This is a genomic window from Caulobacter mirabilis (assembly GCF_002749615.1).
In the GTDB taxonomy this organism is placed as follows: Bacteria; Pseudomonadota; Alphaproteobacteria; order Caulobacterales; family Caulobacteraceae; genus Caulobacter; species Caulobacter mirabilis.
On record NZ_CP024201.1, the window covers coordinates 1,547,126 to 1,563,650 of the forward strand.

Sequence of the window (16,525 nt, forward strand, 5' to 3'; positions counted from 1 at the left end):
GGGCCTCAGCCGACGTCCGCCACCAGCGCCGCCGCGCTGACGCCCAGCGCCCGCGCCAGCGCGAACACCGTCGTCGCCGCCGGATTGCGCTCTCCGCGTTCCAGGAAACCGATGTAGTTGCGGTGCAGGCCGGCGCGTTCGGCCAGGGCTTCCTGGCTGATGCCGAGCGCCTTGCGGCGCCGGCGGATTTCCCGTCCCAGGGCGATGAGGTCTGCGTTCTCGGCCACGCGCGACGGTTGCGCGGGCGCGCGAGTCTGTTCTACACACTGTCGGTGTGTATTTTCGTCCTGACAGGAGCCGGCGCAGCCATGGGTCGAGTGCATGACGCCAAACCCGAACCCCACCCCGTCGACCGTCACGTCGGACGGGCGATCCGGCTGAGGCGGCGCGGGGCGGGGATGTCGCAGCAGGTGCTGGCCGCGTGGGTCGGGGTGACCTTCCAGCAGATCCAGAAGTACGAGCGCGGGGCCAACCGGGTCAGCGCCTCGGTCCTGCACGCCATCGCCGGGGCGCTGGGCTGTGCGCCGGGGGCCTTCTTCGAGGGGCTGGAGACGGGCGGCGGCGGGAAGGGCGGGCCTCGACCCGGCCAGATCACCGGGCTGGTGGCCGACATGCTGGCCGCGCCCGGCGGGGCCGAACTGGCCGCGGCCTGGCTGGCCGTGCCGCCCGGGCCGGTCCGCTCGCGCCTGACGGCGCTGGTGTTGGCGGTCGGCGACGGCGCGCGGGAGGTCTCGGCGGGGTAGGGGGAACTCAACCCAACTCCGTCCATCCCCGCGCAGGCGGGGATCCAAGCTGAGGCTGCCGGTCCTCCACCCGCTAAGCCGCCGGTTCGGCTTGGGTCCCCGCCTGCGCGGGGACATACGGATGATAGGTGCTCCCACACCCGTCCCTTCATCTCATGGCGAGACGATCGCCGGGCGGTCCGGGCTGCTCAAGGACCGCGCGCCGCGCGGCCGCGGCGCGGCGGGCCGCAGGCCCGTCCTTGACCAGCCCGGTCCGCCCGGCACGCTTGCATCCATGAGATCGAAGGCGGGGTTTCCCTCCTCGCGGCCGGGCTGAGGGTGCGTCGTGGCGGATACGCCTTTGGGCCCCTCCACCACGCTTCGCGCGGTCCCCCTCCCCTGAAGGGGAGGAGAAGGAAAGCAGGGGAGGTAAGGGAGGACGGGGGGCCGAAAGCGGTTGCGCCGTCCCGCGTCTGGATCATTCTTCCGCCATGGCCGATCAAGCGCCCAGCAAGCCCGCCTCAGCGCCCGCCGTCGCCGTCGGCGCCGACGCCGTGGGGGCGGCGGCGCTGGGCGGCCTCATGCTCGGCGCCCTGGCTCTGGGCGCGGTCGCCGTCGGGGCCCTGGCGATCGGCCGGCTCGCGGTCGGCCGGGCGCGGGTGCGGCGGCTGCAGGTCGACGACCTGACCGTCGGCCGCCTGCGCATCGGGCGCATCGAGCGGCTCGACTGAAGCGGGACTCCCGGGACGGATAGTCCGGAGACATCCGGAGACATTCGGCCCCTTCCCGGGACAACCGTCCCGCCGTCAGGCCGGCGACTTATCCCCGTCCCGTCCGCCGGGCGCATACTGCGCCGATGAGCGCCGCCTTCGCCTTCGTCGACCGCCGTCCCGCCTCGTCCGCGAGGGGAGGGCGCCGACCCGCGGCCGGGCGGGCGGCGTCCGATCCTGGCCGGGGCGGCCGTCCGCGTCCGCATTCTTCCCCGTTCCGGCCGCCGCCGGCCGGCGCCTTTTCCGTCGGGCGGGACAGCGAGGACGTCCGCCGCGCCGGCGCGATGTCGGAATCCGCTCCGCCCGCGCGTCCTTCGGCTAGTCTGGTCCCGTCGCCGTCGCAGGAGCCCGCCATGCGCGCCTCAGCCGTCCCCGCCGCCGCCGTCGAGGCCTATCTCGCCGCCGTGCCCGAGCCCTACCAGGCGGCGCTGCGCCGGCTGCGGGCGGTGATCCTGTCGGCCGCGCCGGACGCCGTGGAGGGGATCAGCTACGGCATCCCCACCTTCAAGGTCGGCGGCAAGGCGGTGGCGCACCTGGGGGCGGCGGCCCGGCATTGCAGCTTCTATCCGGGCGCGGTGATGGACGCGTTCGCCGAGGAGCTGGCGGGCTTCTCGACCAGCAAGGGGACGGTGCGGTTCGCCCCGGACGCGCCGCCGTCCGACGACCTGGTCCGGCGCATCGTCCGATGGAATATCGCTCGCCAGCAGGTGGGGTGATCGGCCAAATTCGCCTCTACGGAGAGCCGGGGCGTGCAAACCCGGCCATGAAAACAAGATCGGGGAGGAATACGTGATGCTGATCCTGACTCTGGCCGCCGTGATGGCGGCGGCGACGACGTCCGCCGAACCGACTCTGAAGATCGGCGACCCGCTGGCGCCGGCGCGGGCCGGCCAGCTGCTGTGCCAGACGCCGGATGCGGCCAACAAGTCCTGCGTGGTGCTGAACCACTTCGACTTCGCCGCCGACGGCGCGATCGTGAACCGGATCGACGCACGCCTGTCGCGGAAGCCCTGGGTCGGCATCACCATGTCGACGCCGGTCGTGGTGCGCGACGGCGCCGTCTGCAGCCCCCTGAAGGGAGTCGACAAGGCCGAGGTGTACCAGGACGGCAAGCCGGCGGACGAGGCGACGGTCGCGCGTGTCCGCAAGGGCCTGGGCGAGATGTACGCGCCCTACGCCGGACAGGAGGGCTGCGTCGCCTACAAGCCCGGCGAGGGCGGTCTGGACGCCTATCTCACGGTCGGCAAGGACACCGCCAAGGTTCCCGACCGCGTGATCTGGGTGGATCCGGCCGCCGGCTGGACGACCAAGCCCTGATCACCCGGCGTCGCCGCGCCGATCGTCCACTTCCCTCCACGTCACCCTTGCGCCGGCCGCCGGGCCGCCGCATGGTGCGCGCACTTCAAACAAGTGTTCGGGAGGAACGGATGATCGGCGTAGTCGCGACCCTGAAGGTGCAGCCCGCCAAGGCGAGCGAGTTCGAGAAGGTCTTCCTGGACCTGGCCGCCAAGGTGAAGGCCAACGAGCCGGGCTGCCTGATGTACCAGCTGACCAAGAGCCGCACGGAAGAGGGCGTCTACAAGGTGTTGGAGGTCTACGCCTCCGCCGACGCGCTGAAGGCCCACGGCTCGACCGAGTACTTCAAGGCCGCCGGCGCGGCCATGGGTCCGACGATGGCCGCCGCGCCGTCGATCGAGTACCTCGACGGCGTCGAGTAACGCCGATGGACCTCGCGTTCTCCGAAGAGGACAAGGCCTTCCAGCGCGAGGTCCGCGACTGGATCGCCGAGCACTACGACGCCGACCTGCGCAAGCAGATGTCGCAGTCCAAGAACGGCTATCTCGACAAGGCCGGACAGGTGAAATGGCAGAAGCTGCTGGCCGCGCGCGGCTGGGCGGCGCCGAACTGGCCGGTCGAGCACGGCGGGCCGGGCTTCACCTCCTCGCAGGCCTATATCTACAACATGGAGATGAGCCTGGCCGGCGCGCCGCGCTCCTCGCCCATGGGCCTGACCATGGTCGCTCCGGTGATCATGGCCTTCGGCTCGGACGAGCAGAAGAAGCAGCACCTGCCGCCGATCCTGCAGTCGGACATCTGGTGGTGCCAGGGCTATTCCGAGCCGGGCAGCGGCTCCGACCTGGCCAGCCTGTCGATGAAGGCGGAGCGTGACGGCGACGACTATGTCCTGAACGGCAGCAAGATCTGGACGACCCACGCCCAGTGGGCCGACTGGATGTTCTGCCTGGTGCGGACCGACGCCAGCGGCAAGCCGCAGCAGGGCATCTCCTTCCTGCTTCTGCGGATGGACACGCCCGGCGTCTCGGTGAAGCCGCTGCCGACGCTGGACGGTCCGGCCGACGGCCAGCAGGAGATCAACCAGGTCTTCTTCGACAACGTCCGTGTCCCGGTCTCCAACCGCATCGGCGAAGAGGGCAAGGGCTGGACCTACGCCAAGTATCTGCTCGAGTTCGAACGCGGCAACGCCTTCGCCCCGGCGTTGATGCACGCCCTGAAGAAGGTGCGGACGATCGCCTCGGCGGAGTTCGGCGACGGCGGCGAGCCGCTGATCGGCGACCGCGACTTCCAGCGCAAGCTGGCCGAGATGGAAATCCAGGTCGCGACCCTGAACGCCACGGAGCTGCGCATCTTCTCGGCGATGGGGTCGGGCGAGCCGGTGGGGCCGGCCTCCTCGATGCTGAAATGCGCGGGGTCGGAAACCCAGCAGGCGATCACCGAACTGGCCCTTGAGGCGGTCGGAAACTACGCCGCGCCGTTCGTCCAGGACACCTGGTCCGCGACCAACGAACCGCGGCCAGGGCCGGATCACGCCGGACCGGCGGCGCCCGCCTACTTCAACTATCGCAAGGCGTCGATCTACGCCGGCTCGAACGAGATCCAGCGCAACATCATGGCCAAGCTGGTTCTGGGGCTCTGAGACCTCAGGAGCCTCAGGCCTCGGCGACCAGATCGGCGATCAGGTCGGGGGCCTGGAAGTAGATCAGCAGGCCGGCGTCCGGGATCAGGCGGTAGCGGACGTTCGGCAGGCCGTTCCAGGCCTCGCGGTTGCCGGCCAGGGCCACCGCCTCGCCCTCGACCACGATCCAGCCGGCGCCGCCGACGACCTCGGGCGGGGCCCAGCCCTCGGAATAGGCGCGGTGCTCGGCGGCGAAGCCGGCGCTGGTCCTGGCGAACATGCCCTGGGCGTCGCGGACCAACGTCTCAAGCACGCCGGGCTGCTCTAGGGTCGCGCTGTCGCAGGGCGGCGCCGCCAGGGCCTGGCGCATCACGTCGGCCAGCAGCTCGGTCCGCGTCTGCCGGCGCAGGGTCTCGGCGACCAGCTCGATGATGTGGGGGCTGGTGATGAAGGCGCGGGCCACGGTCCCCATCAGGCTGGCCGGGATTCGGATGGCCGGCGCATGACGGGCGGACGGCAGCTTGGGATTCACCGCCAGGCCGGCCTCGACCCGGTCGGAGCGCTCCGCCGCGAAACGCAGGCCGCTCGGCGTCCCGGAATCCCGGACCACCAACCGCACGCGATCGATATGCAGCGCGTCCAGCACCCGGGCCATGTCGTCCGCCGCCTGGCCCAGGTAGTCGCCGCGCGCGACGTCGGTCAGGCCGTAGCCGGGGCGCTGCGGCGTGATCGGGCGGAAGCCGCGCGCCTGAAGGGCCGTGACCAGCGGCGCGGGCAGGCGGCGGCCGGTTCCCGCGCCGTGCATGACGACCACCGGACGACCGCTGCGGGGGCCGTAGTCGGTCAGGCCGATCCGCCGGTCGCCGTCGGCCACCACCCGCAGGCGGCCAATGCGGTCGGCCGGCTCCAGCACGGTCTCGGCCGCGTCGGTCAAGGCGGCCAGGGCGCCGGTCTCCGAGGCGAGCCGGACCAGGTCCTTGGTCTTGCCGACCCCCGCTTTGGCGAACACCGCCTTGAGCTGGCCCCGCACGGTCGTTTCGCTGAGGCCCAGGTCGTGGGCGACCTCGCGAGCGGTCAGGCCGCTGGCGAAGCGCGCGGCGGCGCGGGCCTCCGCCGCCGTGGCGCCGAAGCTGGCGGCCAGCACGGCCTCCAACCTCCGGGGCGGAGGATGGTCGCCGCACATCAGGTCCATCAGCCGGCGGACGAGGTCTGGCGAGCGGCGCGCGCCGGCCTTGCGCAGGGCCTTCTTCAACGCTTCGCGGGCGGTCTCGCGGCCGACGCCGATCCGCTCAGCCGCGGCGCCCAGGTTCGGCGCGTCGAGCAGAGCTTCGGCCAGCCGCGCTTCCAGGGGCGTGAAGCCGAAAGCTTCGGTCGCCCGGCGGGCCAGTTCGCCGACGCGTGACGGCGCGAAACAGAGCAGCGCCACGCGCGCGGCGCTCGCCTCCAGGGCGCGTCGGGCTCCGTCGGACAGCGGCCAGCTGGTCGCGGCGCTCCGCAGGCCGGCGCAGGCGGCGATGACGGAGCCGTCGGCGGTCTCGACCAGGCCGAACGCCTGGCCGGCCCTGGCCGCCGCCTCGATCAGCCGGCGGAACGTCGTCTCGTCCGGCGCCGAGCCGAACCAGGCGCTGAAGACGGGATCGGCCTCGATCACCAGGCCCTTCGGATCGATGACGGCCCGGCCCAGGGCGGAAGGCGGCGCGACAGCGGCGGCGCCCTGTTCCGGAGCGAAGCGAGAGGCCTCGATCAAGGCCTCGGTCAGCAGCGTCGGCTCGCTGGCGATCGAGCGCTCGAGCCATTCCCAGCCGTCGATGATCCCCTGGGCCGGCCGGCCCTCGGCCAGCCGCGCCCGCAGGAGATCGGGCAGGCTATGCGCTTCCCCGTCGTGCAAGGTCCGTCCCCGTCCGTCCCTCTCCGGACGATTCAGCATAACGTTGTTCTGGGGGCGTCTTGAAGAAAAACTCCATGGCTGAGGGTTCGAACAACTGTTTAACCTCGAGCCTTCGCCAGCCGGGAGCCGCGCCTCGTGTCCACTGACCACCTGTTCTCGCCCTTCAAGGTCAAGTCGCTGACCCTGAAGAACCGCATCGTCATGGCGCCCATGACGCGGTCGTTCTCGCCGGACGGCGTGGCGACACAGGCGGTGGCGGACTACTACCGCCGCCGGGCGGAGCACGATGTCGGCCTGATCGTGTCGGAGGGCACGGGCGTGGCCCGCCCGGCCTCGCTGAACGACAGGAACGTCCCGCGCTTTCACGGCGACGCCGAGCTGGCGGCCTGGAAGACGGTCATCGACGAGGTTCACGCGGCCGGCGGCGTGATGGCGCCGCAGATCTGGCACGTCGGGGCGGTCCGCACCCGCGATCCCGACTGGACCCCGCCGGGCGCGTACGACAGCCCTTCCGGCTATTCCTCGCCCGGCCATCAGTTCGGCGAGGCGATGACCGACGCGGAGGTCGCCGACACCATCGCCGCCTTCGGCAAGGCGGCCGGCGCGGCCAAGGCTCTAGGCTTCGACTCGGTCGAGCTGCACGGCGCCCACGGCTATCTGATCGACCAGTTCTTCTGGGGCGGGGTGAACCTTCGCGACGACCATTGGGGCGGCAAGACCTTGCCGGAGCGGTCGCGGTTCGCGGTCGAGATCCTCAAGGCGGTGCGGGCCGAGGTCGGCGAGGACTTCCCGGTGATCATCCGCCTGTCGCAGTGGAAGCAGCAGGACTTCACCCACAAGCTGGCCGAGACGCCGGCGGAGATGGAAGCCTGGCTGCGGCCGCTGGCTGACGCTGGCGCGGACATCTTCCACTGCTCGCAGCGCCGTTTCTGGGAGCCTGAATATGAGGGCAGCGACCTGAACTTCGCCGGCTGGGCCAAGAAGCTGATCGGCAAACCGACCATCACCGTCGGCTCGGTCGGGCTGAGCGGCGAGTTCATCGCCGCCTTCGGGGGAGAATCAAGTCAGCCGGCCACGCTGGACCGGCTGCTGGAGCGCCTCGATCGAGGCGAGTTCGATCTGGTGGCCGTCGGCCGCGCCCTGCTGCAGGACCCCGAATGGGCGACCAAGGTGAAGCAGGGGCGGAACGACGAGCTCAAGCCGTTCGAGCGCCAGGCGATGGGCGTGCTGTACTAGCAGCCCATCGCCGAGCTTGCGGCCCTCCTTACCGGGAGGGCTCCAGGCCGGTGTTCAGCACCCAGCCGACGTTGTCGTTCTCGTCGGCGACCTGCCACCACATGCCGTTCTTCTCGCCGGTCGGATAGACCGTCGCGCCGATCGGCAGGCTGCGGACCAGCTTGGCCTTGGCGTCGGGCGCCGCGCGCATGTTGATCGCGCGGGTGGCGGTGAAGGTCTTGGCCGGAGCCGCGGCCGCGGCGGGCTGGCCGCCGTTGGTGGCCAGGCCCAGCTCGCCGACCATCTTGCTGTAGGCGTTGATGAACGACAGCGTGACGATGCGGCCGATCTCGGTGTCTTCGTAGCCGCCGCCCACGGCGCCGCCGAAGCCCGCGCCGCCGCCGACGCCCCAGCCGATGTCGTTCTTGGCCGCGTAGCCTTCCTGGACCGCGATCGTCTCGGTCGTGCGGACGTTGGTCAGCGACAGGACGGTGTTGGCTTCGAGCTTCTTGGTCTTGATGCCGCCGACCAGGGCGCCGAAGCCGCCGCCGATCAGGCCGCCCACGGCGCCGGCCACGGCGCTGCCGCCGGAGTCGGAGTCCTTGGCCTGCACCTCGGCGACCAGCACGTAGTCAGCCGCCTTGACCTGGCCCTTGCCGACGTTCGAGCCGCGCTGCAGGCCCAGGTCGCTGCCGATGCCGCGCTCGATCTGGGCGGCGTTGAGGCCGGCGCCGCGATCGACGAGGTTGAAACAGCCCGACCGCTGCACGATCACGCGCAGCAGCTTCTGCGGCGAAGCCAGATTGTACTGGCGCCAGCCCGCGACGTCGTCGCCGTCGATGATCGACAGCGTGCCGAGCTTGCGCGAGCACTGCGGCACCTGGGACATCGCGTCCACCTGCATCCGCTGCGCGCCGCTCGGCTTGACCGGCTTGGTCTGCGCCCAAGCGCCGGTCGCCGGAATCGTCATGGCGAGCATGCTCGCCCACACCATGGGGGTGGTGATCTTCATCTACGCCCTCTCCCTGAATAGGCCGTCGGCTAGATAACAGGGTGCGCCAAGCTCGACTAGCGCCGACAACGTATTGGCGAGCTTAATCAGGCGTTGAAGTTCAGTTTCAGGCCCGGGCGTGGCCATTTCGCCCTGTAAAGCTTCCCAGTTCCGGAAGCTGTGACCCAGGCGGTGGTCATTTCGGGCCCGCCGAAACAGATATTGGTCACCAGCAGGTCGGGGAAGGGGAAGTGTTCGGTCGCGCCCGACGGGTCGAAGACGGTGATTCCCCCGTTAATGATGGTCGCCACACAGACCTTGCCGCTCGCCTCGACGGCCAGGCTGTCGAGCAGCTGATAGCCCGGCAGGTTGCAGACCACCCGACCAGGCTGGAACGGCGGCGGTTCGGCCAGGACGCCGGGCTCGACGATGTCGAAGGCCCAGAGCCGTCCGAGCATGGTGTCGGCCATGTAGACCACCGTTTCGTCCGGCGAGAGGCCGACGCCGTTGGGCGAGATCATGTGCTCGCGCACGCGGGAGACCTTCGAGCCGTCGGCCCTGGCGTAGTAGAGCGCCCCGTGCTTGCGGCCTTCCGGCGTGCTGCAGCCGTGGTCGGTGAACCAGAAGCCGCCGGACTTGTCGAAGACCAGGTCGTTGGGTCCGTTGAAGGGCTTGCCGTCACATTGGTCGTAGACGGTGTCGATCTTGCCGGTCTTCGGATCGATGCGCTGGATGTAGCCGCCCTTGTGACTTGGCGGAGTCGGGCCGGGGATCAGCAGGCCGTTGATCTCCTGGAAGTCGAAGCTGCCGCCGTTGTTGGTCACCCAGACCGCGCCGTCGGGCCCGATCGCGGCCCCGTTCGGTCCCCCGCCGGTCTCGGCGAAGGTCTCCTTGCGGCCATCCGGCGTGATCCGGGTCAGGCGCTGGCCGGCGATCTCGGTGAGGATCACCGAGCCGTCCTGCATCGCGATGGGACCTTCGGGGAACCGCAGCCCCTCCGCGACCAGCTCGATCTCCATGGTTCGCTCCCTCTGGCTTGTTTTGCAGAGAGTGAACCGACTGACGCAGGGTCAGTGCAAGTCGTAGAGTTCGTATTCGCCCAGGACGAGGGCGCCTTTTTCGTCAAGGTGGGCGCGACCGTGACCGGAACGCTTCAGCGCCGGCATGTCGACCCAGCGAACCGGCCCGTCGGGCGTCCTCGCGTCCTGCCGGGCGCAGGGGACCTTCAGCCGGATCGCGGCGTCGGGCGCGAACAGCGTCCCGCGCTCGGACCGGATCACCCGTCCGTCGACAGTGCAGATCCCCTGGTCGCGGAACAGCGGCGTTCGCACCCGCACCACGTGGAAGACCACGACGTTGGGCGCGTCGCGGCGGGCGGCTTCGATGATGTCCATCGAGGCGTCGGACGGCGTCGCGACGGCGAGGGCGGCCAGGACCGCCGCGGCCGCCGTCATCAGCGGCGGCCGAACAGTTCGACCTGGTCGCGGGCGACCGCGCCGCCGTTGGTCCAGGCCTTGAGGCGTTTGGCGCCGTTCAGGCGGCTGACGTCGTGCCAGATGCGCGGGCCGGGCGGGGGGCTGCCGGGGCCGGCGATGCAGGCGACCTGCAGGGTGGCGTTCTGGCCGACCTTAAAGGCCGAGCCGCGCTCGACCTCGATCACCGTGCCGCTGACCGCGCAGTCGCCATAGTCGCCCGACGGCTTGCCGACGCCGGAGATCTCGATGGTCAGCACGTCGCGGGCGCTGGTCCGCGCCTCCTCGTAGTACTGCGGCGGCAGCAGCGCTTGGGCCGTTCCGGCCGCCAGGGCCAGGGTCGCCGCCAGGCCCGCAGTCGTCGTCAGTCGTGCGATCATTTCCGCTCCAGTACGCGAAAGACGAAGGCATGGTCGTCGCCTTCACCCGCAGGATATGGCTCGCGCCGCACCTCTTTCCAATCCTCTTCCGCGAACGGCGGAAAATAGACGTCGCCCTGTGGCTCGGCGTCCACTTCTGTCAGATACATGCGCCGGGCCTTCGGCAGGGCCAGCCTGAACAGCGCCACGCCGCCGATGACGCAGATCTCCTCGGCGCCATCCTCGGCCGCCTGTTCGCGGGCGATCTCCAGCGCCTCGGCGAAATCCTCGCAGGCCACCGCGCCCTTGGGCGCGAACGAGCCGTCCTTCGAAAGCACCACGTTCAGCCGGCCCGGCAGCGGCTTCCGCGGCAGGCTGTCCCAGGTCTTGCGGCCCATGATCACGGGCTTGGCCATCGTGACCTGCTTGAAGATCGCCAGGTCCGACTTCAGCCGCCAGGGCAGGGCGTTGTCCCGCCCGATGACGCCGTTGCGGGCGACGGCGACAGGACCGAGGGCGATGGGGATCAGGCTCATGGGGCTTGTGTAGCGCAGCGTCGGGCGGGGCGGGAAGCTTGAGCAGGCGGAAGATTGCGGGAGAGAAGTCGCGCGCCGAATTGCGTGGTTCGAGACGCGGACCTGAGGGTCCGCTCCTCACCATGACGAAGGTGGGGGGCTTTCTGACCTCGTCGTCCTGAGGAGCGAGCCTTGCGAGCGTCTCGAAGGACGCACGACGGATTCGAGGACCGCCTACACCGCGATCGGCGCCTTGATGCTCGGGTGAGCTTGGTAGTCTCGCAGCTGGAAGTCCTCGTACTCGTACGAGAACAGGTCGCCGCGTGGCGTGATGGTCATCTCGGGGAAGGCGTACGGCTCGCGCGAGAGCTGCTCCTTCGCCTGGTCGACGTGGTTCAGGTACAGGTGCGCGTCGCCGAAGGTATGGACGAACTCGCCCGGTTTCAGGCCGGTGACCTGGGCCATCATCAGGGTCAGCAGGGCGTAGCTGGCGATGTTGAACGGCACGCCGAGGAAGACGTCGGCGCTGCGCTGGTACAGCTGGCAGCTGAGCTTCCCGTCCGCGACGAAGAACTGGAACAGGCAGTGGCAGGGCGGCAGGGCCATGTCGTCGACGTCGGCCGGATTCCAGGCGCTGACGATGTGACGGCGGCTGTTGGGATTGGTCTTCAGGCTCTCGATCACCGCCGTGATCTGGTCGATGACCCGGCCGTCCGGGGCGGCCCAGGAGCGCCATTGCCGGCCGTAGACCGGGCCGAGCTCGCCGCCCTCGTCGGCCCATTCGTCCCAGATGCTGACGCCCCGTTCCTGCAGCCAGCGTACGTTGGTGTCGCCGCGCAGGAACCACAGCAGCTCGAGGATGATCGACTTGAGGTGCAGCTTCTTGGTGGTCAGCAGCGGAAAGCCCTGCGCCAGATCGAAGCGCATCTGACGGCCGAAGACGCCCAGGGTGCCCGTGCCGGTGCGGTCGCCGCGCTGGACGCCATTGCGCAGGATGTCCTGCAGGAGCGCCAGGTACTGGCGTTCCGGATGCTGGGGATCGCTCGCCGGCGGGGCGGCGAACAGCGGCGCGATGGCGGTCATGCCTGAAGCTCCTGTCGCGGCCGATTGTGCCCGATTCGCGGGAGCGACGGGCGGCGATGACGGAGTGTTGTCCCCAACTCTTGCCGGATGCTCCACAACCGGCGATCATCGATCAATGTTTCCCCGGGGAGGGACCACATGCTCATCTTGACGTTGACCCTGATGATGGCCGCGGCGGAGCCGGCCGCCAAGACGCCGCCGTCGCCGCCGGCTCCCGCGAAGACCGAAACCACGCTCCAGGTGGTGCGGAACGATCCGAACCGGAAGATCTGCCGCGAGGAGCTCAAGCCCAACTCGCGCTTTGGCCGCAAGGTCTGCAAGACGGCGGCTCAATGGGATACGCGAAGCGAGACGGCCCAGGCTGCGTTGAGCACCATGCAGGGGCGCACCCAGACCCAGTCCTGCAGCCCCAGCACCGGCTGCTAGCCGCCCTCAGCCCGAGAAGCCGCCGTCGTCGAGGAAGGCCTGCTCCTCCGCCGTGGTCTCGCGGCCGAGGCTGCGGTTGCGATGCGGGAAGCGGCCGAAGCGCGCGATGATGTCGCGATGGATGACGGCCCACTTCAGGGTGTCCTCGTCGCCCGTCGCGTCGCGGTGGGCTTCGCAGAGGGTCACCGACAGGTCCTGATCGGCCGGGTCCTCGGAATGTTCGAACGGCAGATAGAAGAACGGCCGCAGCGCCGGCTCGACCTCCTGGTCGAAGTCGGCCTGGACCGCGCGGCGGGCCACGGCGCGCGCCAGCGGATCGGCGGCGAAGGCGTGGCCTGAGCCGCGCCACAGGTTGCGCGGGAACTGATCCAGCAGGATCAACAGCGCCAGGCAACCTTCCGCCGTCTCCCGCCAGGCGTCGTACTCGCCCCGTGCGGCGGCGAAGTGCACCGGTTCGAACCGCAGGCGGATGGCCTCGTCGAAGCGAGGGTCCTTGGTGAACCACTTTTGCGGGCCTGCGGCCTGCCAGAAGCCGATGACGTCCATGGGGGTCGCGGTCATGACGGCCAAGCTGGCGCCGACCGCCGGATCGTTCAAGCACCGTTCAGATTGCCGAGCGCATCCGTAGGGTTAAGGGACCAGCGGGGCGCGTCCGAGTGGCGGCCCCATGGAGACGGATATGAAAAAGACCCTCACCACGGCGCTGGTGCTGAGCCTGATGGCCAGCACGGCGGCGGTCGCCCAACCCCAGGGACGAGGCGACCAGGCGCAGTCGGAGACGGAGCAGCCGCGGCGCGGCGACAGGCCTTCGCGCGGCGGAGACCGTGGAGACCGGCCGCAGCCGGGGCCGCAGGGGCCGGCGCAACCCGAGGCGCGGCCGGATCGTGGACCGCGCCCTGACGGCGGCGGTCGGCCCGGCGGTTGGGAGCGGCCCCAGCGTCCGGACCGTCCCGACCGCCCGCAACCGGGCGGATGGGAGCGTCCCGATCGTCCTGCCCAGCCCGGACGTCCCGGCGGCTGGGACCGTCCGGATCGCCCCGACAGACCTGGTCGCCCTGACAGACCCGACCGTCCTGACAGACCCGACCGTCCTGACAGGCCCGACCGGCCGGGCGGCGGTTGGGATCGTCCGGATCGCCCCTCGCAACCGTCGCAACCCTCTCAGCCGGGACGGCCGGGCGGCTGGGACAGGCCGGATCGTCCGGACCGTCCGGGGGGCTGGGATCGCCCCGACCGCCCCGGCCGCCCGGGAGAACCAGGGCGTCCCTGGGAGCCCGGTCGCCCGGGAGAGCCTGGCCGTCCAGGCCAGCCGGGCCAGCCGGGTCAGCCGGGCCGCCCCGGCGGCTGGGACCGCGACAACGACGGCCGGCCGGATCGCTATCCGGGACGACCGGGACCCGGCGGCTGGGAGCGCGACCACGACCGCGGCGATCGCCGCTGGGACGGCCGGCGTCCGGGCGAGGGGCGTCAGCTCCGGGACCGCGACCGGAACCGCCGCTGGTACGACTCCCGCCAGTGGCGGCGTGAGTACCATGCGCCGCGTCGCTACCGCGCGCCGAGCTATCGCTATCCCAGCGGCTGGTACGTCCGGCACTGGTCCTACGGCGACGTCCTGCCCTGGGGCTGGTTCACGCCGAGCTACTACCTCGGCTGGGGCGCCTACGGCCTGCCGATCCCGCCGATCGGCACCGAATGGGTGCGCGTCGGCGACGACGCCCTGCTGGTCGACATCTGGAGCGGCCGCGTCCTAGCCGTCTACTACGGACTGTTCTGGTAGCGGCTTCCGCGACCGCGAAGGCCCCGGGATAGCCCGGGGCCTTCGCTTTTGAGCGCGGACCCTTGACCTTTGCGCAATTTTCCGCTCGATAGCCCGGCCTTTGCTGCGGCGCCGTTGCGCACCCGCAGCGCTTTTGAGCCAACCGGAGAAAAAATCATGCGCGTCTATTACGACCGCGACGCTGATCTGGCCCGTATCCTGGACCGTAAGATCGCCGTTGTAGGCTATGGCAGCCAAGGTCACGCGCACGTCCTTAACCTTCGCGACTCCGGCGTGAAGAACGTAGCCGTAGCCCTTCGTCCCGGCTCTGCCTCGGCCAAGAAGGCCGAAGCCGAGGGCGTCAAGGTCATGACCGTCGCCGAGGCCGCCGCCTGGGCCGACGCCATCATGATCCTGGCGCCGGACGAGCTGCAGCGCGGCATCTACGAGAACGAGATCGCCCCGAACATCCGCGACGGCGCCGCCCTGCTGTTCGCCCACGGCCTGAACGTGCACTTCGGCCTGATCGAGCCGAAATCGACCGTCGACGTCCTGATGGTCGCGCCCAAGGGCCCGGGCCACACGGTGCGCGGCGAGTACCTGAAGGGCGGCGGCGTGCCCTGCCTGATCGCGGTGCATCAGAACGCCACCGGCAACGCCATGGATCTCGGCCTGGCCTACGCCTCCGCCATCGGCGGCGGCCGCTCGGGCATCATCGAGACCAACTTCCGCGAGGAGTGCGAGACCGACCTGTTCGGCGAGCAGGCCGTGCTCTGCGGCGGCCTGGCCGAACTGATCCGGGCCGGTTTCGAGACCCTGGTGGAAGCCGGCTACGCGCCGGAGATGGCCTATTTCGAGTGCCTGCACGAGGTGAAGCTGATCGTGGACCTGATCTACGAGGGCGGCATCTCGAACATGTCCTACTCGATCAGCAACACGGCCGAGTACGGCGCCTACGTCAGCGGTCCCCGCGTCGTGACCTCGGACACCAAGGCCGAGATGAAGCGGATCCTCACCGACATCCAGGAGGGCCGCTTCGTGCGCGACTTCATGCAGGAGAACGCGGTGGGCCAGCCCAGCTTCAAGGCCGTCCGCCGTCGTCACGCCGAGCATCAGATCGAAGAGGTCGGCGCCCGCCTGCGCGGCATGATGCCCTGGATCACCAAGGGCCAGCTGGTCGACAAGACCAAGAACTGATCGCAGTCCCTCACAGGACGGCGGCGGCGCCGGCGGATCCCGTATCCGCCGGCGTTGGTGTTTCTGGCCCCGAACAATCTGGTTGCGCGGCGCGTGGATCTGGCCACTCTTCACCCCAGGGGTGGATGGGAGAAGCACATGCGCATCGTCGGCGGGCTGGTTCTGGGGATAATGTTGCTCGGCGTCGGCGGGGCGGCGCACGCCCTCCAGGCCACGACGGCGGCGCCGACCGTATCGGAGCTTGAGATCACAGCCGCCGCGGACGTGCGCCTGACCGTCGCCGCCGGCGGCGACATGGATCCGAAGACCTATGTGGTCAGCGCGCCGGTCGGCGTGACCTGCGGCGGCGCGGAGTATCGCTATGTCACCCAGGAGAACCGTCAGTGCTGGCTCTGGGTCCGGCGCAACAGCGAGGTCGTGCTGACCGCACAGTCCACCGGCGGCTATGGGTCCGCCTGGACGGTCGAATGGGTCGGCTGCAAGCCGATCGGCAACGGCTCGGCCTGCGTGCTGAACCCAGGCGTCGAAACCAGCGTCGCGGCGCTGTTCACCCGCTCCGTAGCCCGCTAGGCGGCGTCGAAGGTCTGGCGATCAGCCCCGCGGCGGCGTAACAGTCCGCCCATGAGCCGTCGTGTCGAGAATCTGTATCTGGCCGGACCCGAGGTCTGGTACCCGAACGTCGGGGCGCACTTCGCGCTGCGCCAGGCGCTGTGCGAAGCCGCCGGCTTCTCGATGCTGCTGCCCGACACCAGCGCTCTGCGAGAGCTGGAGCCGGGCGAGGTCATGGCGCGCGAGATCTATGCCGAACGCGTGGCGCGCATGCGCAAGGCGGACGCCGCCATCGTCAACCTGACGCCCTGGCGCGGGCCGGCCGCGGATCCGGGGACGGCGTTCGAAGCGGGCTTCCTATCCGGTCTCGGCAAGCCGGTCTTCGCCTGGATGAACATCCCGGCCGAAGAGGACGCGGAGTATCGCGACCGCATCGACGCCCATATCGGCGCTCAGCTTGACGAGGACGGCGTCTGGCGCGACGCCTCTGGGGCCTTGATCGAGGACTTCGGCCTGCCCGAGACGGCGATGCTCTGGGCCGAGGCGCGGCGGCTCTTCGTGATCGTCACCCCCGACGTGATGGACGACGTCACGGGTCTGCAGCTCTGCCTGGAGGCTGTGCGGCAGTACGCCGAGTAGAGGCAACGCTCTCGCCGCCCGGGCGTTAG

21 protein-coding genes are annotated in these 16,525 nt (G+C 70.2%); 12 read left to right on the forward strand and 9 right to left on the reverse strand.

What is annotated here, in order from left to right:
- Positions 1 to 5: 5 nt before the first annotated feature.
- Positions 6 to 227, reverse strand: coding sequence for a helix-turn-helix domain-containing protein (locus CSW64_RS07585; RefSeq protein WP_099621544.1), 222 nt, complete (start codon positions 225 to 227; stop codon positions 6 to 8).
- An 81-nt stretch (positions 228 to 308) separates the two neighbouring features.
- On the opposite strand from CSW64_RS07585, the gene CSW64_RS07590 reads away from it, so the two are divergent.
- The 6 genes from CSW64_RS07590 to CSW64_RS07615 all read left to right on the forward strand — a co-directional run bounded on the left by CSW64_RS07590 (position 309) and on the right by CSW64_RS07615 (position 4,427).
- A complete protein-coding gene (locus tag CSW64_RS07590) occupies positions 309 to 743 on the forward strand; it encodes a helix-turn-helix domain-containing protein (RefSeq protein WP_099621545.1) in 435 nt (144 codons plus the stop codon).
- Positions 744 to 1,213: 470 nt separating this feature from the next.
- Positions 1,214 to 1,453, forward strand: coding sequence for a hypothetical protein (locus CSW64_RS07595; RefSeq protein WP_099621546.1), 240 nt, complete (start codon positions 1,214 to 1,216; stop codon positions 1,451 to 1,453).
- Between the two features lie 392 nt (positions 1,454 to 1,845).
- Positions 1,846 to 2,208 carry an iron chaperone gene (locus CSW64_RS07600; RefSeq protein WP_099621547.1) on the forward strand — a complete coding sequence of 121 codons (363 nt, stop codon included), beginning with the start codon at positions 1,846 to 1,848 and terminating at the stop codon, positions 2,206 to 2,208.
- A gap of 76 nt (positions 2,209 to 2,284) precedes the next feature.
- Positions 2,285 to 2,809, forward strand: coding sequence for a hypothetical protein (locus CSW64_RS07605; protein ID WP_099621548.1), 525 nt, complete (start codon positions 2,285 to 2,287; stop codon positions 2,807 to 2,809).
- Between the two features lie 110 nt (positions 2,810 to 2,919).
- Entirely contained in the window at positions 2,920 to 3,210 is a 291-nt protein-coding gene (locus tag CSW64_RS07610; RefSeq protein ID WP_099621549.1) for a putative quinol monooxygenase, read from the forward strand.
- 5 nt (positions 3,211 to 3,215) lie between these two features.
- Positions 3,216 to 4,427, forward strand: a complete 1,212-nt coding sequence (locus CSW64_RS07615) for an acyl-CoA dehydrogenase family protein (RefSeq protein ID WP_099621550.1) — start codon at positions 3,216 to 3,218, stop codon at positions 4,425 to 4,427.
- A gap of 13 nt (positions 4,428 to 4,440) precedes the next feature.
- Here CSW64_RS07615 and CSW64_RS07620 read toward each other — a convergent pair whose 3' ends face one another.
- Complete coding sequence (locus CSW64_RS07620; protein ID WP_099621551.1) at positions 4,441 to 6,294, reverse strand: alpha/beta fold hydrolase; 1,854 nt, start codon at positions 6,292 to 6,294, stop codon at positions 4,441 to 4,443.
- Positions 6,295 to 6,429: 135 nt separating this feature from the next.
- Here CSW64_RS07620 and CSW64_RS07625 point away from each other — a divergent pair, with 135 nt between their 5' ends.
- The gene (locus CSW64_RS07625; protein ID WP_099621552.1) at positions 6,430 to 7,530 is read left to right on the forward strand and encodes an NADH:flavin oxidoreductase; all 1,101 of its coding nucleotides are present in this window, start codon (positions 6,430 to 6,432) and stop codon (positions 7,528 to 7,530) included.
- A 28-nt stretch (positions 7,531 to 7,558) separates the two neighbouring features.
- Here CSW64_RS07625 and CSW64_RS07630 read toward each other — a convergent pair whose 3' ends face one another.
- The 6 genes from CSW64_RS07630 to CSW64_RS07655 form a co-directional block, all read right to left on the reverse strand.
- Positions 7,559 to 8,488: an SH3 domain-containing protein gene (locus CSW64_RS07630; protein ID WP_245863893.1), complete on the reverse strand. Its 930-nt coding sequence runs from the start codon at positions 8,486 to 8,488 to the stop codon at positions 7,559 to 7,561.
- A 119-nt stretch (positions 8,489 to 8,607) separates the two neighbouring features.
- Positions 8,608 to 9,519: an SMP-30/gluconolactonase/LRE family protein gene (locus tag CSW64_RS07635; RefSeq protein ID WP_099621554.1), complete on the reverse strand. Its 912-nt coding sequence runs from the start codon at positions 9,517 to 9,519 to the stop codon at positions 8,608 to 8,610.
- Positions 9,520 to 9,570: 51 nt separating this feature from the next.
- Complete coding sequence (locus CSW64_RS07640) at positions 9,571 to 9,954, reverse strand: hypothetical protein (RefSeq protein WP_099621555.1); 384 nt, start codon at positions 9,952 to 9,954, stop codon at positions 9,571 to 9,573.
- Positions 9,954 to 10,352 (reverse strand): hypothetical protein, encoded by a 399-nt coding sequence (locus tag CSW64_RS07645; protein ID WP_099621556.1) that lies wholly within the window; start codon positions 10,350 to 10,352, stop codon positions 9,954 to 9,956. The genes CSW64_RS07640 and CSW64_RS07645 overlap by 1 nt, the downstream gene beginning before the upstream one ends.
- The gene (locus CSW64_RS07650; protein WP_099621557.1) at positions 10,349 to 10,867 is read right to left on the reverse strand and encodes a dihydrofolate reductase; all 519 of its coding nucleotides are present in this window, start codon (positions 10,865 to 10,867) and stop codon (positions 10,349 to 10,351) included. The genes CSW64_RS07645 and CSW64_RS07650 overlap by 4 nt, the downstream gene beginning before the upstream one ends.
- Positions 10,868 to 11,080: 213 nt before the next feature.
- On the reverse strand, positions 11,081 to 11,929 hold the full coding sequence (locus CSW64_RS07655; protein WP_099621558.1) for a thymidylate synthase: 849 nt from the start codon (positions 11,927 to 11,929) through the stop codon (positions 11,081 to 11,083).
- Between the two features lie 138 nt (positions 11,930 to 12,067).
- Here CSW64_RS07655 and CSW64_RS07660 point away from each other — a divergent pair, with 138 nt between their 5' ends.
- On the forward strand, positions 12,068 to 12,355 hold the full coding sequence (locus tag CSW64_RS07660) for a hypothetical protein (protein WP_099621559.1): 288 nt from the start codon (positions 12,068 to 12,070) through the stop codon (positions 12,353 to 12,355).
- A 6-nt stretch (positions 12,356 to 12,361) separates the two neighbouring features.
- Here CSW64_RS07660 and CSW64_RS07665 read toward each other — a convergent pair whose 3' ends face one another.
- Positions 12,362 to 12,916 carry a DUF924 family protein gene (locus tag CSW64_RS07665; protein ID WP_099624155.1) on the reverse strand — a complete coding sequence of 185 codons (555 nt, stop codon included), beginning with the start codon at positions 12,914 to 12,916 and terminating at the stop codon, positions 12,362 to 12,364.
- 118 nt (positions 12,917 to 13,034) lie between these two features.
- On the opposite strand from CSW64_RS07665, the gene CSW64_RS22155 reads away from it, so the two are divergent.
- The 4 genes from CSW64_RS22155 to CSW64_RS07685 all read left to right on the forward strand — a co-directional run bounded on the left by CSW64_RS22155 (position 13,035) and on the right by CSW64_RS07685 (position 16,496).
- Complete coding sequence (locus CSW64_RS22155) at positions 13,035 to 14,132, forward strand: RcnB family protein (protein ID WP_099621560.1); 1,098 nt, start codon at positions 13,035 to 13,037, stop codon at positions 14,130 to 14,132.
- Between the two features lie 156 nt (positions 14,133 to 14,288).
- Positions 14,289 to 15,308: a ketol-acid reductoisomerase gene (ilvC, locus tag CSW64_RS07675; RefSeq protein WP_099621561.1), complete on the forward strand. Its 1,020-nt coding sequence runs from the start codon at positions 14,289 to 14,291 to the stop codon at positions 15,306 to 15,308.
- 138 nt (positions 15,309 to 15,446) lie between these two features.
- Positions 15,447 to 15,878 carry a hypothetical protein gene (locus CSW64_RS07680; protein ID WP_099621562.1) on the forward strand — a complete coding sequence of 144 codons (432 nt, stop codon included), beginning with the start codon at positions 15,447 to 15,449 and terminating at the stop codon, positions 15,876 to 15,878.
- A gap of 51 nt (positions 15,879 to 15,929) precedes the next feature.
- Positions 15,930 to 16,496 carry a nucleoside 2-deoxyribosyltransferase gene (locus CSW64_RS07685; protein ID WP_099621563.1) on the forward strand — a complete coding sequence of 189 codons (567 nt, stop codon included), beginning with the start codon at positions 15,930 to 15,932 and terminating at the stop codon, positions 16,494 to 16,496.
- The last annotated feature ends 29 nt before the right edge of the window (positions 16,497 to 16,525 follow it).

Coding starts and splice junctions, on each gene's coding strand:
- CSW64_RS07590 (WP_099621545.1), top strand. CDS start 309: ATGGGTCGAGTGCATGACGCCAAACCCGAACCCCACCCCGTCGACCGT.
- CSW64_RS07595 (WP_099621546.1), top strand. CDS start 1,214: ATGGCCGATCAAGCGCCCAGCAAGCCCGCCTCAGCGCCCGCCGTCGCC.
- CSW64_RS07600 (WP_099621547.1), top strand. CDS start 1,846: ATGCGCGCCTCAGCCGTCCCCGCCGCCGCCGTCGAGGCCTATCTCGCC.
- CSW64_RS07605 (WP_099621548.1), top strand. CDS start 2,285: ATGCTGATCCTGACTCTGGCCGCCGTGATGGCGGCGGCGACGACGTCC.
- CSW64_RS07610 (WP_099621549.1), top strand. CDS start 2,920: ATGATCGGCGTAGTCGCGACCCTGAAGGTGCAGCCCGCCAAGGCGAGC.
- CSW64_RS07615 (WP_099621550.1), top strand. CDS start 3,216: ATGGACCTCGCGTTCTCCGAAGAGGACAAGGCCTTCCAGCGCGAGGTC.
- CSW64_RS07630 (WP_245863893.1), bottom strand. CDS start 8,488: ATGCTCGCCATGACGATTCCGGCGACCGGCGCTTGGGCGCAGACCAAG.
- CSW64_RS07635 (WP_099621554.1), bottom strand. CDS start 9,519: ATGGAGATCGAGCTGGTCGCGGAGGGGCTGCGGTTCCCCGAAGGTCCC.
- CSW64_RS07640 (WP_099621555.1), bottom strand. CDS start 9,954: ATGACGGCGGCCGCGGCGGTCCTGGCCGCCCTCGCCGTCGCGACGCCG.
- CSW64_RS07645 (WP_099621556.1), bottom strand. CDS start 10,352: ATGATCGCACGACTGACGACGACTGCGGGCCTGGCGGCGACCCTGGCC.
- CSW64_RS07650 (WP_099621557.1), bottom strand. CDS start 10,867: ATGAGCCTGATCCCCATCGCCCTCGGTCCTGTCGCCGTCGCCCGCAAC.
- CSW64_RS07655 (WP_099621558.1), bottom strand. CDS start 11,929: ATGACCGCCATCGCGCCGCTGTTCGCCGCCCCGCCGGCGAGCGATCCC.
- CSW64_RS07660 (WP_099621559.1), top strand. CDS start 12,068: ATGCTCATCTTGACGTTGACCCTGATGATGGCCGCGGCGGAGCCGGCC.
- CSW64_RS07665 (WP_099624155.1), bottom strand. CDS start 12,916: ATGACCGCGACCCCCATGGACGTCATCGGCTTCTGGCAGGCCGCAGGC.
- CSW64_RS22155 (WP_099621560.1), top strand. CDS start 13,035: ATGAAAAAGACCCTCACCACGGCGCTGGTGCTGAGCCTGATGGCCAGC.
- ilvC (WP_099621561.1), top strand. CDS start 14,289: ATGCGCGTCTATTACGACCGCGACGCTGATCTGGCCCGTATCCTGGAC.
- CSW64_RS07680 (WP_099621562.1), top strand. CDS start 15,447: ATGCGCATCGTCGGCGGGCTGGTTCTGGGGATAATGTTGCTCGGCGTC.
- CSW64_RS07685 (WP_099621563.1), top strand. CDS start 15,930: ATGAGCCGTCGTGTCGAGAATCTGTATCTGGCCGGACCCGAGGTCTGG.